The 16,752-nt window shown below is 40.5% G+C and carries 11 protein-coding genes; 8 read left to right on the top strand and 3 right to left on the bottom strand.

Going from position 1 to position 16,752, the window contains the following annotated elements:
- Positions 1-365: 365 nt before the first annotated feature.
- Entirely contained in the window at positions 366-2,807 is a 2,442-nt protein-coding gene (locus WKF69_RS03420) for an HRDC domain-containing protein (protein WP_340379506.1), read from the bottom strand.
- A 533-nt stretch (positions 2,808-3,340) separates the two neighbouring features.
- On the opposite strand from WKF69_RS03420, the gene WKF69_RS03415 reads away from it, so the two are divergent.
- The 8 genes from WKF69_RS03415 to WKF69_RS03380 all read left to right on the top strand — a co-directional run bounded on the left by WKF69_RS03415 (position 3,341) and on the right by WKF69_RS03380 (position 14,011).
- Complete coding sequence (locus WKF69_RS03415; protein WP_340379505.1) at positions 3,341-6,454, top strand: TonB-dependent receptor; 3,114 nt, start codon at positions 3,341-3,343, stop codon at positions 6,452-6,454.
- A 106-nt stretch (positions 6,455-6,560) separates the two neighbouring features.
- Positions 6,561-8,180, top strand: a complete 1,620-nt coding sequence (locus WKF69_RS03410) for a RagB/SusD family nutrient uptake outer membrane protein (protein WP_340379504.1) — start codon at positions 6,561-6,563, stop codon at positions 8,178-8,180.
- An 82-nt stretch (positions 8,181-8,262) separates the two neighbouring features.
- A complete protein-coding gene (locus WKF69_RS03405) occupies positions 8,263-9,180 on the top strand; it encodes a sugar phosphate isomerase/epimerase (RefSeq protein WP_340379503.1) in 918 nt (305 codons plus the stop codon).
- 4 nt (positions 9,181-9,184) lie between these two features.
- Positions 9,185-9,991, top strand: a complete 807-nt coding sequence (locus tag WKF69_RS03400; protein ID WP_340379502.1) for a DUF1080 domain-containing protein — start codon at positions 9,185-9,187, stop codon at positions 9,989-9,991.
- 107 nt (positions 9,992-10,098) lie between these two features.
- A complete protein-coding gene (locus tag WKF69_RS03395) occupies positions 10,099-11,445 on the top strand; it encodes a Gfo/Idh/MocA family oxidoreductase (RefSeq protein WP_340379501.1) in 1,347 nt (448 codons plus the stop codon).
- A 134-nt stretch (positions 11,446-11,579) separates the two neighbouring features.
- Positions 11,580-12,644 carry a PmoA family protein gene (locus WKF69_RS03390; RefSeq protein WP_340379500.1) on the top strand — a complete coding sequence of 355 codons (1,065 nt, stop codon included), beginning with the start codon at positions 11,580-11,582 and terminating at the stop codon, positions 12,642-12,644.
- A 35-nt stretch (positions 12,645-12,679) separates the two neighbouring features.
- Entirely contained in the window at positions 12,680-13,144 is a 465-nt protein-coding gene (locus WKF69_RS03385) for a VOC family protein (protein ID WP_340379499.1), read from the top strand.
- Between the two features lie 78 nt (positions 13,145-13,222).
- Complete coding sequence (locus tag WKF69_RS03380) at positions 13,223-14,011, top strand: NIPSNAP family protein (protein ID WP_340379498.1); 789 nt, start codon at positions 13,223-13,225, stop codon at positions 14,009-14,011.
- 41 nt (positions 14,012-14,052) lie between these two features.
- Here WKF69_RS03380 and WKF69_RS03375 read toward each other — a convergent pair whose 3' ends face one another.
- Positions 14,053-15,768 carry a DEAD/DEAH box helicase gene (locus tag WKF69_RS03375; protein ID WP_340379497.1) on the bottom strand — a complete coding sequence of 572 codons (1,716 nt, stop codon included), beginning with the start codon at positions 15,766-15,768 and terminating at the stop codon, positions 14,053-14,055.
- Entirely contained in the window at positions 15,725-16,699 is a 975-nt protein-coding gene (locus tag WKF69_RS03370; RefSeq protein ID WP_340379496.1) for a hypothetical protein, read from the bottom strand. The genes WKF69_RS03375 and WKF69_RS03370 overlap by 44 nt, the downstream gene beginning before the upstream one ends.
- Positions 16,700-16,752: the final 53 nt, after the last annotated feature.

Genomic DNA, 16,752 nt, shown 5'->3' with positions numbered 1-16,752 from the left:
GATTACACTACTTGAAATGGTGTTAGTTGCCGTTTCACTCCGGGCTTCTGGCAATACCGCCGCAAAAAGGAAAAGGAAGATAAGGGAGAAGATGCTCTTTTTCATTTGTGTATAGTTTGTTGTTTAATGTCTATGAACCTGCCTGCCGGCAGGCAGGGCTTGCATGTGCCTGCCTACCGCAGGCAGGCTTGATTTCATGTCCTGTGCAATCGGTAAGCTCATGCAGGTTTAATACGGTTTGTGCTTTAGGTGTAAATATTCAATAGCTTTTATAAAAAGACGCACGGCTTGCAGTTTAAGTTGCATCGATCTGGCAAATAAAAAATGTTTGCTGCAGCAAATATGTTGTAGATAGAAGGAAGCCTTTAAAATTCCCCACCTTGGATGAACTGAAGATGGTTCATCACTGCCTTCAACTCACCATAGGAGATAGTATCGCCAAGCTCCATTTTAGTCTCGTTTGTTGACTTGCCAGGGTTTTGAACTATAAATGCCATGATTCGTGCTACTTTAATTTTACTCACGATATCAAAGACAGATACTTCTCCGCTAGTTATAAAGTTAGCCAAGTGTGATTCAATTGTACCAGCTGTTAATCCCCTTTCGCTGGCAATATCAGAAACGGTTTTCCCTGAGTGAAAGAGGCTAAGAGAAACTTGTTTAGTATCAACCTTTATCCGGGATTCTTTGATTGGGATTTCGATTACACTTTGTTCAATACCCTGATCACGACAGTAGGAGTCTATAATCTCTAAAATATCCGACCCGAACTGCTTAACCTTCATCTTGCCAATTCCTTTGATACTCTCAAGTTCTGCTAGTGTTGAAGGAAGCATTTTCACAAGCTCCAGTATAGATTTCTGGGCAAGGACAAGATATACAGGGACATTTTTTTCTTCCGCAAGTTCATCACGCCAGGCTTTCAGTAATTGATAGAGCTCCGGATGACTGATGTTTTTTAATGTTGCGGCCTTTGGTGTTGCACTCACTTTTGATGCTGACTGATCAATCTCTATATCGGCCTTTGTTTTCAGATAGGAGGAAGTGGAAAAGCCACCGGAACAAAGTTTCATCAAAGCTGTCTTAACGTTAATATCCTTCGCCAGAGCCTCCATTATGGCACTCATGGTAGCTTTTACAGCTTTATTATCGGTGTCGGTGTTTAGTTGGTGCAAGCCCACTTTTAACACTGAGCTTATTTTGTCTAAGAAATATGTGCTTGCTTTTTTAACCCTCGTTTGCAGATCGGAATTTTCTTCAGGAAGAGAGTTCTCGCTGAGCAAGCTTCGAATCTGTCTTTTAAATATATCACCAACCTCAAAGATCTCTTTTTCACTCGCAGCTTTTAATTCGTTTAAAACATTATTGAACTCCGGATCAAGAATAGTGTGATGGTCTTCAAATACCTTCCTGAGCTGAAAGAAAAGTGCTTTTGTAGATGTGAAGTCATATAGCTCATATAAAAGGTCTTGCTGAAAAGCGATCTTGGCGTCAGTGAGATCCTGTTCATTAGGCTCATTGGCATTCCGTGTGTATTCTGCAACCGTACCATCAGTTTTTACACTATTAAAGTTTATCGGCGATCGCAGAACCATTCCCTCAAAGCTTTTGCATCGGCTTAACGCAACGTATACCTGCCCGTGGGCGAATGCCAGATTAGCATCTATAATGGCTTTCTCAAACGTTAAGCCCTGACTTTTATGGATGGTTATGGCCCAGGCTAGTTTAAGTGGATATTGAGTAAAGGTACCGATCACTTTTTCCTGGACCTCCTTTGTCTGAGGGTCAAGCACATATTTTATGTTCGTCCATTCTACGGGACTCACAGCTATTTCAGAATATTCACCCGGACACTTAACAAAGATTGTGTCATCCGTGATGTTGGTAACAACCCCAATCTTACCGTTATAATACAACCGGTCGCGAGACGAGTCGTTTTTGACGAACATAACTTGTGCCCCCTTTTTTATTTCAAGTTCGGGAATGGTAGGATAGGAGTATTCGGGAAAATCATCCTGGATACGTGCGGTGAAAAACTTTCCGGGTTTATCTATTTCGGCAAGTTTAGTTTCATTTATATCATGGGCGGTCTTATTATGCGTGGTCAGGATAATATAGCCTTCGTCATCGGATGGATTAAAGTCCGGTATGTGACGTTCATTAAGCTTGTTCAGGACGTTCTGATCTATCTCGTTTTGACGCACGCTGTTCAGAAGATCAATGAAATTCGCATCAGCCTGCCGATAGATGTGTTTTAATTCAATACTGACAGGCTTCGTCTCGCTTAGTGCCCTGCTGCTAAAGAAAAACATGTTTGGATAAAAATCTTTAAGCATCATCCAGTCTTCGTCTTTTACCACCGGAGAAAGCTGATGCAAATCGCCGATCATCAAAAGCTGAACACCTCCAAATGGCTTATGATGATTTTTATAACGCCTCATCACCTCATCAATATGGTCAAGCGTATCTGCCCTTACCATACTAATCTCGTCAATAACGAGCAAGTCCAGACTTCTGATCAGATTTATTTTATCCTTGCTAAATCTCTTATGTTGTCCGTTTTTATTAGTTATTCCGGGTATATAGGGACCAAAAGGCAGCTGAAAAAATGAATTTATCGTAACCCCTCCTGCATTTATTGCAGCAACTCCGGTGGGGGCAACAATGGTCATACGCTTTGGAGATGACTTCTTTAGGTTGTGCAGAAATGTAGTTTTGCCGGTACCTGCTTTTCCCGTAAGGAATATGTTCCGGTCTGTATATTGGACGAAGTTAAAAGCCAGTTCAAGCTGGGCATTTTGTTCCATTTTGTCTTTTTCGGGAGATGTCAGACAAGATAAAAATTTAATTTATATAGATCCGGATGAGATACCATTCGCTAATCAACTCATACCGGTCAGGCCCCGCTTTTCACTTCCGGCCCGTGAATCGATTTTCGGGATTGTTTGCGCGTTTTTTTAAGAGATGTAATTCATTTTATAAATACTTATCGAAATTCAAAAAAAAAGAAAATCAGAAATAGCAATTAGACGTAAATAGAAATAGGTACATGTTCCGATCGAAATGTTTTGCAATTCTTTTCGGTTTCATTGCGTCGGCAACGATTGCATAAATTTCTGTATCGGAATGTTTTTTTTTATTAAATTTACTTCTTACACTAACTAAAAAAATGGAATGTTCAAGAAAAATTAATCTTCATAAAATCAGTGCTGTTGCATTATGCGTTAGACATCACAAGAGTGTAAACGGCCTTCACGTAATATTTCTATAAAAACGAGTTTTACTTTCTGAAAGGTTTTTCTATCTCACACCGTTTCATCAACATTTAACTTCTTAAATTATGACAAAATTTTTACGCTTTAGGCAAATAAAAATTTGCTTTATTCTTTTAGTATCCTTGTTTTCAAAAGAAGCATTAGCTCTCAACAGTAATGAGGACGCTTACGGCTCGACTCGAGTGACTCGAATTGCCTATGCTGCACGTGTAAATTGGCCAATCACTGGAAAAGTAATTTCAAATGGTGAACCACTCCCGGGTGTTAGCGTAAGGCTAAAAGGAACGAATATTGGCGCCACCACCGGAGCTGATGGTAATTACACAATAAATGTCCCTGAAAATGGAGGAACCTTGGTATTTTCTTTTTTAGGTTTCATCAGTCAGGAAAAGACTTTTTCAAGGGCAAGTACGATCGACGTCAGTTTGATCGAAGATTCTCAATCACTAGATGAAGTATTGGTAGTTGGTTATGGAACCCAGACAAAGAGTCAGGTAACCGGAGCAATTTCTTCAGTTTCAGCAAAGGAGATTTCTGAACTGCCAATAACAAATGCCCAGCAGGCTTTGCAGGGTAGGGCAGCTGGGGTGGAAGTGCTTAGTTCTGGCAACCGTCCGGGTGACGGAGTTAACGTGCGGATAAGAGGACGACGATCGTTTAACGCCGGCAATGATCCTCTTTATGTTGTAGATGGTATCCCTCTTTCCGGCGGCATCAATGATATCAATCCTCAGGATATACAATCCATGGAGATCCTCAAGGATGCATCTTCAACTGCAATTTACGGTTCAAGAGGGGCAAACGGTGTTGTAATCATTACAACTAAAAAAGGTGCACCTGGAAAAACAAATATCGATTTTGATAGCTATTACGGAATTTCCAAGCCCATTAATCTATATGATGTAATGAACGGCGAGCAATTCGCTGAATATAAAAGAGAATCACGGCGAGCAATCGGGAAGTATAACGATGCAGATCCAGTGGCGGCTGATAAAGCACTATTTGAAGCTATAGAACAGGAATCTCTGGCCCTTGGCCGGAGCACAGATTACCAATCTTACCTTACTCAAACGGGCGGTACTCAGAACTACCAGCTCGGTATTTCGGGAGGAAGTGAGAAAACACGTTTCGTAGTATCGTTTAATCATTTCAAAGATAAAGGCGTGCAAATTGGTCAGGATTTTAACCGTGATAACATAAGGGTTAATCTGGATCAGGAAATAAGTCCTAAGTTAAAGTTTGGAGTGTCTTTACTAACCAGCTTAAACCAACAAAATATAGGTTCGAATCCCTGGGGAGTTACATTAAGAGAAAACCCTCTTGGTATTCCATTTGATAAAGACGGAAAGTTGCTGTTCCGGAATACTTCGGATGGGGCACAAACCAATCCATTACTCGAGGTTCAAAAAAACGCATTGATTGATCAAAATCGTCGTACCAGGGTTTTCGCCAGTTTATATGCAGAGTATAAAATAGTAGATGGGCTGACCTATCGATTAAATTTTGGACCAGATTATTCAGTTCGCCGGTTTGGACAGTTCCAGGCAGCCTTAACGAATGCCAGAGGGAATGGTACTGCTTTTGCCCGAAATGACTATAATCAGCAGTTTTCTTACACGGTTGAAAATATTTTAAACTACAGCAAAAAATTCAATAAGATTCATGACTTGAATTTTACGGGCTTATTTAGTGTGCAGAAGCAGAGAAATGAATTTTCCAGTATCAGGGCCAGCGGTTTACCTTACGAATACCAATTGTTTTATAAGCTTTCTTCAGCACCAACCATTGAAGGGGTTGATAGTGACCTGAACGAAAGTGGCTTGTTGTCCTACATGGGGAGGATAAATTACGGATTGAAAGATAAATATTTGCTTACTCTTACAACCAGAATTGATGGTTCTTCCAAATTTTCAGGAGAGACGAGTTTATTTGGAGATACTAAAAAGTATGGATTCTTTCCGTCGGCAGCCCTGGCATGGCGTATTTCAGAAGAGCCTTTTATGAAAGGGATCACTGCTATTGAGAACCTGAAATTAAGAGTCAGTTACGGACTTACTGGAAATGAAGGAATAAGTCCTTATGGAACACAAGGATCACTTAGCCGGACTACTTATGTATTTGGTCCAACAAGTGCTTTCGGTTATCGACCTAATTCTTTGGTTAATCCGGATTTACGATGGGAAACCACTGCTACTACCAACATTGGTCTTGATTACGGATTGTTGAATAACCGCATATCTGGTTCATTGGAGCTTTACGAACAGGACACTTTTGACCTTCTAATGCCAAGAAATCTACCATTTACCAGTGGATACGGTAGCGTTTTGCAAAATGTAGGCAAAAGTCGCAATAGAGGTATTGAGTTTACCGTCTCTACAGTAAATATTGATAAAGGCGGAGATAATGGATTTCAGTGGACGACTGATTTCAATGTGAACAGTAATAAAGAAGAGATTGTTGAAATTTACAGTGGTAAAAATGATGATGTGGGCAGTCTGTATTTTATTGGTAAGCCCTTAACTGTTTATTATGATTTCGAGAAGACAGGTATTTGGCAGACTGAAGAGGCCGCTGAAGCATCGAAATACACACAAAAACCCGGAGAGATCAAGGTTAGGGATCAAAACAACGATGGAGTTATCAATGCTCTCGACCGTGTGATTCTTGGATCAGATATCCCGAAATGGTCAGGCGGTTTTACTAACCGGTTTAGCTTTAAAGGAGTAGACCTTTCGATATTTGTATTCACCCGCCAGGGTAGTATGATACGAAGTAGTTTATATACGAGCGGTGTAAATGCATTGGCTGGCCGTTACAATAATCTGAATGTAGACTACTGGACGCCTAAAAACCCAACAAACGCTTTCCCGCGGCCGAATCAGAACCAGGAGAATCCGTTGTACAGCAATACGATATCTTATTTTGACGGATCATTCACCAAGATCCGTAACATTAACCTCGGATACAACATTCCAAGCACTGTAACTACCAGGTTGAAAATGTCTTCACTTAGGTTATACGCAAGCGCTCAAAATCCCTTCATATTCTCAAAGTATGGCGACAATCTTGACCCTGAGCAGGCACGTGGGAGGAGTAATAACCGTGAGCAAACTAATGAGGTTGGCGTCGGTGTTCCTTCTACACGCCAGTTTATTTTCGGTCTAAATGCTAAATTTTAATTAAAAAAGACAATTGATGAAACCATCATGATTTTGCCAAACCCGCAGGGGTATAATTATCAAATCATGATAGATTCATCACAGTTAAAAAACAAAAAATAAACAGATGAAAAAGATTATATTAACCATGTGTTGTTTGGCTTTAATAAGTCAATCTTGCAAAAAAGTATTAGAAGAGGATATAGTTTCAAATATCACCCCAGAGTATTATAAATCAGCCGCAGGATTTGAAGATGCAGTAAAGGCTTCATACGAGCCGCTTCGTTCCCACTACGGTACTCAAAGAGGTTTTACTCTTACCGTCTTCGGTACAGATACCTATACTAAAGGAGCAGATGGTGGTTTTAAGCATATTAACGATTATACATCTGGCTTTAATTCCCAAGACTCATATATCCGGGACTTATGGAACGATTTCTACAGAGCTATCAATACCACGAACACCGTGATTGACCGCGCTCCGACTGCAGATGTTCCAGCCGCTTTGAAAGCTCAAAGGGTTGCAGAAGCACGTTTCCTGCGAGCACACTATTACTTCATTCTGGTTCAAACATATGGCCCGATACACTTAAGCTTAAAAGAGACAACAGAAATTCAAACAACAGCCACTCGATCTCCTGTAAAAGCAGTTTACGATGTGATTGTTGCAGATTTGGAATTAGCGATTACAGGATTACCTGCAAAACAAAACGATTATGGCAGGGCAAGTAAGGCAGCGGCTGAGCATATGCTTTCAAAGGTACTTTTAACAAGGGCGAGTATCCCTTCGGCCGCAAAAGCTGACGATTATCAGAGGGCTGCAGTCCTTGCTAAAAGTGTGATCGCCAATTATGGACTTAAACTTTTACCGGTATTTGCAGATGTTTTTGATCAGGCTAAACAGGAGCATTCTGAAGTAGTTTTCGCTGTACAGTATACCAACGATTTATTAACTAATGGTGGTGGCAACAGTGGTCATCTTTATTTTATTATGGAATATGATGCAGGACACAAAGGAACTCAACGCGATATCGCTAACGGGAGACCATTTAAGCGTTTCAAGCCAACTATGTATACACTTGATTTGTTTGACCGCACCAAAGATTCCCGGTACAACGGGTCTTTCAAGCAAGTGTTTTTTGCCAACAACGCGGCAACTCTGGCGACAGGAATGAAGTTAGGGGATACAGCTATTTATGTTGCACCCGTTAATGTGTCAGCCGCTGTGAAAGCATCGAAAAATTACCGGACTATCGACCGTGCAGAAGTACTCTCATCAGGAAACTACCGGTATTTTCCAACATTAAGTAAGTTTTTAGATCCGCTTCGTCCTTCAGTTCAGGAAGAAAGAGGCTCACGCGATTATATGGTGGCCCGACTTGCAGAAACTTATTTAATCGCGGCTGAAGCATTGTTTAAATCAGGGAATACTACTGAAGCTTTGACATTTATCAATGAGGTTAGAAAGCGTGCCGCATTGCCTGGCAAAGAGCTGGCAATGCAGATAACCGCTTCGGAATTAACGATGGATTTTATTCTGGACGAAAGAGGACGTGAATTACTGGGCGAAATGGATCGGTGGTTTGACCTGGTCAGAACAGGAACTTTGGTAGATCGGGTAAAGAAACACAATCCGGATGCTGCACCTAATATTCAACCATTCCACATTCTACGTCCTATTCCGAGTGATCAGATTGACAGAACCGAAGGTGGGGTAACGAATTTTCCTCAGAATACAGGGTATTAAAAAGTGTATATACATAATCCAGCCGACCTAACAGTTAGAAAATAAACTGTCAGGTCCCAGGATTTTAATCTTTCGTTAATCTATGAATTCCGAACTATCTCGCAGAAGATTTTTAACCCAGTTAGGTGTGGCAAGTATTGCTATGCCCCTATTTTCATGCAAAGCTGTTAATGTATTGAGTGCTCAGCGACTTCCCGGACTAAAAGTAGGCTACTCGGCAATCACCTGGGGTGGAAATGATGTGCAGGCAATGAAAGATATCTCCTCGTTAGGTTTCAAAGGAATTCAACTGAGATCTAATATTTTAAAAGAATATGGTAGCAAACCAGAAGCGATAAAGGATTTGTTAAATCAGTACAAACTGGATTTTCCGATGTTTTCAAGTGGCAATGCAAATATCAATACAGGGAATGATGCGGGAGTGATTCAAATGCATCTGGATAATGCAAAATTTGTAAAGGCAGCAGGAGGTAAATTTATCCAGGTTACCAATTCTTCCAGACCAAAAAATGGTGTTCCAAGTCGGGTGGATTTGAAAAAATATGCCCTGCTCTTAAATGAAATTGGTAAAAGAACCAGTGATATTGGGATTCAAACAACCTATCATAACCACATGCATCAATTAGGGGAAACTCCCGGAGAAGTGCAAACAATTCTGGAAAATTGCGATAGCAATGTTAAATTTCTACTTGATATTGCTCATTATCATCAGGGGGGTGGTGATCCGGTAAAAGCTGTACGGGATTATAAAGACCAGTTAGTTGCTTTGCACCTTAAGGACGTTAGACCCAAAGGGGGTTCCGATCCTAAAGCCTATACATTTGTGGAGCTTGGGCAAGGTAAAGTTGATCTGCCCGGTGTATTCAAATCTCTGGAAGCAATAAATTTTAAAGGCTGGGGAATTGTAGAACTGGATTCCGTTCCTGACAAAGAGAAATCACCTCGCCAGTGTGCTGAAATTACGATGGCTTACCTTCAAAAAGCCGGCATCAAAATTTGATTCTATGAATATATTCAATAATATGTTTCAAAGTAAATATAGTGTAGGGATCACCTTTTTCCTGAGTGTTCTGGCAATCAGTTGTCAGTCAAAAAAAGAAGTTGCATCACAATCTGCTGGTAGGAGCGATGGAATCATGTCAGCTAGACAAAATACCTTAAGTTCCATGGAACAAAAGAATGGCTGGGTTCTTCTCTTTGATGGTAAAACTTCCACTGGCTGGCGTGGGGCTTATAAAGATGATTTCCCATCCCAGGGTTGGAAAATAGAGGGGGGAGAATTAGTAGTCATCAAATCTGATGGCAAAGAAGCCCGCAATGGAGGTGATATAATTACTAAAGCTAAATACGACAATTTTGAATTAGTCCTGGAAGCTAAACTAACTCCCGGGGCCAATAGCGGGGTTAAATATTTCGTGACTGAACAGCTTCCTAAAAGCCCGGGATCCGCTATTGGACTTGAATACCAGGTTCTGGATGACAATCTGCATCCGGATGCGAAAATGGGTATAAATGGAAACCGTACAATTGGATCTCTATATGACCTGATAACGGCAAACGGGAAAAAAGCTAAGCCGATTGGTGAGTGGAACCAGGTGCGTATTATTTCTAAAAATAACCATGTAGAACATTGGCTTAATGGAACTAAAGTAGTGGAGTATGAGCGTGGAAGCACTTCATTTCGTGCACTCGTTGCCAAGAGCAAATATAAAAACTATGAGAAATTCGGGGAAGCTCCCGAAGGATATTTACTTCTTCAGGACCATGGCGACGAAGTTCATTACAGAAACATCAAGATCCGTAAGTTTTAAAAATAAAATTATTTGCACATGAAACCAGCATGATTTGCCAAAATCCGCAGCGGGTACTATCAAATAATGATCGATTCATCACATTAAGAAAAACAATAAATAAAAAGATGAAAAATATAACAGAAAATTCACGTCGTGAGTTCATCAAAAAAGCCTCGATAGGTGTTGGTGCCATAAGTTTGGGTGCGATGGGCTTTAGCGCAAAGAGTTATGCCAGAATAATTGGAGCCAATGAACGGGTACAGGTAGGTATTGTCGGATTCTCCAGCCGTTTTAAAAGTTCTCTGCTTCCTTCATTTATGAACCATGCTAAGGAGTTGAACTTTGAGTTTGTGGGTGTTTCGGATATCTGGAACCGTCGACGGGATGAGGCAGAAGCATTCGTAAAAGAAAAGACGGGCCAAACAATTAAAAAATTCCGTAATAACGATGAACTGTATGCTTCAAAAGACCTGGATGCTGTTATAATTAGTACTGCGGATTTCCAACACGCCCTGATGGGAGTTGAAGCCGTACGCAACGGGAAGGATGCTTATGTAGAAAAACCGATGGCTGAAACATTGGACGATGCTAAGGCTATTTTAAAAGCTGTAGAAGAAACCGGTAAAATCGTTCAGATCGGGTCACAGCGTCGTAGTGCTCCAAATTATATAGCTGCAAACGAATATATTCGTTCAGGTAAGTTTGGCGACATTACCATGGTCGAAATGTGCTGGAATGTCAACCAGCCGGGTAGGTGGAGAGTGCCATTAGTAAAAGAAATCCGACAGGAAGATACAGACTGGAACCGCTTTTTAATGAATCGGCCCAAGGTTGCGTGGGATCCGCGAAAATATTTAGAATTCCGTCTCTTCTGGCCATACTCTTCCGGTATCCCTGGTCAGTGGATGTCTCATCAGATTGATACTGTGCATTGGTTTACGGGCTTGGATCATCCACGCAGTGTTGCTGCCAATGGTGGTATTTATAAGTGGAATGATGGCCGTACAAATGCGGATACGATGACTGCGGTGTTCGATTATGGTCCACAGAATGATATGAGTAAAGGTTTTCAGGTTGTGTTTTCATCTCGCTTTCATAACTCTGCCGGTGAAACAAAAGAATTATACTACTCTAATGGCGGGATGATTAATCTGGACACAAATAAAATTACTCCTGAAGGAGGTTTGAACGCCAGAATGGCTGCTGAGATGAATATGAAAGCCAACTTACTGGAGCCGGCTACATTAGCTAATGCAGCAAAGATGGAAACGGGTGCAAATACAGGTGGCGATCAAATGACTTCACTACACATGCGTAACTGGATGGAATGCGTACGCAGCAGGAAAACACCAAATGCTTCTGTTAAGGCAGGCTATAATCATTCTGTAGCTAACATCATGACCCGTACGGCTTTGGAAACTGGGAAAAAGGTAACTTTTAATGATGCGAAGCAAAAGGTAGTTATTGGTTAATTTCAAGCTTTCACACAGATAAACATAACCCTGAACCGTACAGGGTTATGTTTTTTCATTAATTGTTTTAGAGATAACATACAATTCGGAAGGTGAACTCTGATTGAAGAGTTTGTCATCATAGATATTTGAATATGGGAAGAAATTTCATTCTAGTATTTTCGATTTTATCAGCGATGGTTGGTTTAATCAGTTGTAATGCCCAGATGGTTCAAGGTAAAAAAGAACGTTTTACGCTTACTGAAAATAAAGACGGTAAGCGTATCGACGTCGCTATTGATGGTAGACCTTTTACGTCTTATATATATCCTGATGTATTAATGAAGCCAGTTCTATATCCTTTAAGTACTTCTAAAGGTACTCTTGTTACACGTGGATGGCCAATGGATCCTCGTCCCGGAGAGCGTGTAGATCACCCGCATCATGTCGGATTATGGTTTAACTATGGAGACGTCAACGGTTTGGATTTTTGGAATAATTCGACTGATATACCCGCAGACAGGAAAAGCGGATACGGTACGATAAAACACAGAACCGTAACAAAAATGACTAATGGTAACAACAGTGCAGAATTGGAGGTCTCTATGGATTGGCAGAAGCCAGATGGTACGAAATTGCTTAGTGAAGAGACTAAGTTTATTTTCAGTGAAGCTGGAACTACACGTGCCATAGAGCGAATTACAACACTTAGAGCATTAAGAGAAGAAGTTGCCTTTAAAGACAACAAAGAAGGACTTATTGGAATAAGACTAGCCCGAGAGTTAGAGCATCCTTCAAAAAAGGCAGAAATATTTACCGATGCAGGAGGTAAAACTACAAATGTAGCCAAACTCAATAATGAAGGTGTAACAGGTAAATATCGCAGCAGTGAAGGAAAAGAAGGGGATGATGTGTGGGGTACACGCGGTAATTGGGTAAACCTTACTTCAACTATCGGAGGAGAACCAGTGTCTTTGGTAATTTTAGACCATCCTCAAAATGTAGGTTATCCAACTTATTGGCATGCCCGCGGTTACGGATTATTTGCTGCTAATCCGTTGGGTCAGAAAGAAATGAGTGCTGGAAAAGACGTGCTGAACTTTAAGTTGCCAGCAGGTCAATCCGTAACTTTTCGGTATAAAATACTAATTCACTCAGGAAGTAATCTATCCGATGATCAGGTCAAAACTGAATTTATCAAGTTTGCGGCAACCAAATAAAGAAATGTTGTATACAGAGGATCTATTTTAAGTTAATGAAGAAAATTTTATACTACTCAGCCATTTTAATTAGTTGTGTGCTACTAACGCAGTCAGGTGTCGTTGCCCAGGTCAAGCACAAACCTGTCCTCAATCATATTGCCTTATATGTCTTTAATCTTGAAAAGAGCACCCGATTTTATAGAGATGTTTTGGAATTGGAAATAACACCTGAGCCGTTTAACGATGGAAAGCACACGTGGTTTAAAATTGGAGATTATAGTCAGCTTCATCTCATTGAAGGTGCAAAGCAAATCACTCCTCATGAAAAAAGTTCACACATTTGTTTCAGTGTAAAATCTGTAAAAGAATTTATAGTGCTTCTCGATAAGTATAAAATTGATCGTATCAATATGAAAGGTGATAGCAAATCCCCAACGATACGGCCCGACGGAGTATCTCAAATTTATTTTCAGGATCCGGATGGATATTGGATCGAAGTAAATGATGCTAAATTATAACACTCGTTTGAAAGCTTCATTCGTGTCTTCCCTTGAATATTTTAACTGTACATTTATTGCAAACAAGTTTTATATAGTATGAAAACGTCTAAATTCACTGCTGCACTAACTATTTTATTGATTTCGATCTTTGCTTCTGAGCTTTTCAGCCAATCAAGAAAGACACCATTTTATGAAATAAAGGTTTATCATTTTGAAGATCAGGGTCAGGAAGCCGTAATTGATGAGTATTTAAAAAATGCTTTTATGCCTGCGATGAATCGTCAGGGTATAAGAAATGTGGGCGTTTTTAAGCCGATAAATAATGGGGAAGTAAAAGACAAGCGAATCTATGTTTTAATCCCATTTAAGTCTGCAAAAAACTACATTGGTGCATCGGAACTTTTAGTTAAAGACGCATCATACAATAATGACGGTAAGTCGTATCTGGAAGCTGTTTACAATAAGGCTCCTTATCAAAGGATGGAATCTATTTTCATTAAAGCGTTTGACGATATGCCTGCCATGCAGATCCCGGCTTTAAAAAACGAACTTCAAAAACGTGTTTATGAGTTAAGAAGCTATGAAGGCCCTACTGAAAAAATGTATGCTAAAAAGGTAGAGATGTTCAACAAGGGTGGTGAAATTGCTCTTTTCAAAAGATTGGGTTTCAATGCAGTGTTTTATGGAAGTGTTATTGCAGGCAGCAAAATGCCCAATTTAATGTATATGACAACCTTTGAAGATATGGCTGCCAGAAATGCGCATTGGGATGCATTTCGTGTTGATCCTGAATGGAAAAAGCTTGCTGCGATGGATTACTACAAGAATACGGTGTCAAAAAATGAAACTATCCTTCTGCATCCTACAGAATATTCGGGTATATAATTCCTTTACCGACTGGGGAGTATTCTTGATTATTCCGTTGCTTACATCTTTGGCATTTTAAACCGCATTACGACATCTCCTGTTTCTTTGTCTATTTCTATTTTCTGGCCTTCAAAACCCAGGTCCTTTCCTGTAGCCATTTTAAACATACCCGACAAAAAATCCATTCCCTGGTTCATTACCTTTTCCATAGTTTGCATTTTTTCCTGTTGTTCAATAGCTGCGGTGCTTTCCTGCGCTTCTGTACGCTCCCCAGCAAATACTATATCCGGACTATCCTCTTCGGAAACAATATCCTGAAGGATTTCTTCTGCCATCAGGGTTTCGGCTTCAGGTACAGTATCTAATTCCCGGGAGGTATCAGGAGCAATAAATCCGTTCATAATTTCTTCCAGTTCCTGTAGGAACTGGGCTCTACCCGATGCGGAAAAATCAACTTCATCAGGGCCGTTTTCGTTTTTTAACACGCCATCAAAAAGGTTTTGTTTCAGGGTTAAACCCGATGCAATCTTTGTTTCAATTGAATTTTTGGTGATTAAGTTTATTACGGTAAGCTGCTTGCTTAGCTGCCCCAGGCGATCTATACGGCCGATGCGCTGGTTCTTTTTTGCAGGGTTCCAGGGCAGCTCAAAATTGATGACCGTTTCGGCTACCTGCAGGTTAAGGCCTGTACCACCTGCTTCTGTCGAAAGAAACACCTGGCAGTCAATATCGGTTTCGAACTTCTTCACTAATTTATCTCGGTTTTTTACAGCCACCTGGCTGCTTAACAGGGCAAAGCCGATGCCGCATTCATGCAGCATTTTGCCAATAAGGTGAAGCATAGTGATCCATTCTGAGAAGATTATGACCTTACCTTTATGGTTTTTGAGGTCTAATTTCTCAAGGATAATATGTTTCAGTTCATGAAGTTTGGGCGAGATATATGATTCCTTGTCAACCAGAAAAGTAGAGTCGCATACCATGCGCATGCTATTCATCAGCAGCATCAATTTTTGGAGATCAAACGGAGAGATGAATTTTTTCCGCAGGATGGCCGCAATACCCTTGGCATAGCTGGCGTGATATACTTCCTGTTCCAGGTGCAGTGCGACAGGTACCGTAATTTCTGTAACCTGAGGAAGTTCTTTAAGCACCCTTCTCTTTTCCCTTCTTATCAGGATGGACTTCAACCGCTCATTTAATTGCTGCAGGTTGTAATAACCGGTAATTTTATCAGCCTTGTTTTCGTCAAAATAGCAATGCTGGTATGAAAATTCCCATAAAGGAGCTAAAAATTGAGGGTCAATGAACTGGATAATAGAGTAAAGGTCTATCAGGCGGTTTTCAATAGGCGTACCGGTAATTACTAAAGCATGTTTCTTTTCCAGCAGCTTAATACTTTGCGCAGTAATGGTAGAGAAATTTTTGATTTTCTGCGCTTCATCTAAAATTATAAAATCCGTTTCCATACGGTTCATTTCCCGCCAGTCGCGTAATACGGTTTCGTAATTAGCAATGATAAAATAAGCATCACTATTGCGATACAGGCTGGCCCTTTGTTCCGGAAGTCCCTCTGCTACTACGGCTTTTTCATGCGAAAATTTTTCAATTTCCTGTTTCCACTGTTCTTTTAAAGAAGCAGGGCAAATGATAAGGGTCTTTTTAAAGCCAAACAGCTTTTTCTTCATTACTGCCGTTGCTATAGCCTGAATAGTTTTGCCGAGGCCCATTTCATCGGCAATGACGGCGCCATCGCGGAAGGTGGCAAAGGTCACTCCTTCCTGCTGATAGGGGAAATAAAGTGCCTTTTAAAAGTGAAAAATCTAATTCTTCTTCTTTCTTTACTACTTCAAGCATTTCCCTGTCCCAGGCTTTCTTTATTTTTTCCTCTACTTCCGGCCTTATCAGGATTTGTGGCTGCTCTGCGGCTTCCCTGATAAAGGTGAGAAAATCTTTAACTGCGTCTTCTTCGATATGTTTTTTATCGCCAAAATATTTGGTAATTAAAGCTGCAGTTTCAGATTTCAAACTGTGCGGATAATGCCAGGTTATGCGGTAATCGTTCAGCGGGTCAAGATAAATTTCTACAAAAGGATAGAATTTGCTCAGGTTGTTGTATGTTTCCGGCTGGGCCTTGAGTGCATCAAATGCAAATATGATATGTTTAGTGGTGCCCAGTTTATTTGTTTTAAGGTCCGGGTTATCAGTATAGCCGGTTTCATTTTCGAAATCGCGGAGCGTAATTTTATAACGCGTACCCTTTTCATTGATCAGCAGGTGCTCACCGTAAATATTATCGGCAAACCGTATAGTGTATTTTGCTTTTAGAGCTTTCGCTTTCCGCTCTTTCAACACGCGTTTTGCCATCCCTTCACGGCTATATCGTTTCCCTTCTAAAGCAATTGTATGTTGCGGTTTTGCCAATTCCTCGTCTATTTGCATTAATGCTGCCAGGCCATAACTATCCCAGGGGAGAGGTTTTCCATCACGAAAATAACGCAGGCTTTCTTCTTCAGAATATAGAATATTTGCTTCAAGGTTATCCTCATCGTCATCATTCACCAAAACGTCAAAACCCCGTGCAGAGCGGCTCAATATCTGGCAATTGCCGTTAATGTAAATCGCTCTTGCTTTTCGATAATCGGTTTGAGATAATTCTGGAGATCCTATAAGCGCTTTGATTTGTTCTTTAATGGATTGTGTCATGAAGGATAATTTTATACTGCAAAAATACAATAGAGGATTAAGCTTGCGGATTT

This window comes from Daejeonella sp. (assembly GCF_037719425.1).
Lineage (GTDB): Bacteria > Bacteroidota > Bacteroidia > Sphingobacteriales > Sphingobacteriaceae > Daejeonella.
Note: the sequence above shows the minus strand (reverse complement) of the source record. Positions and strands in the feature narration are given on the sequence as shown.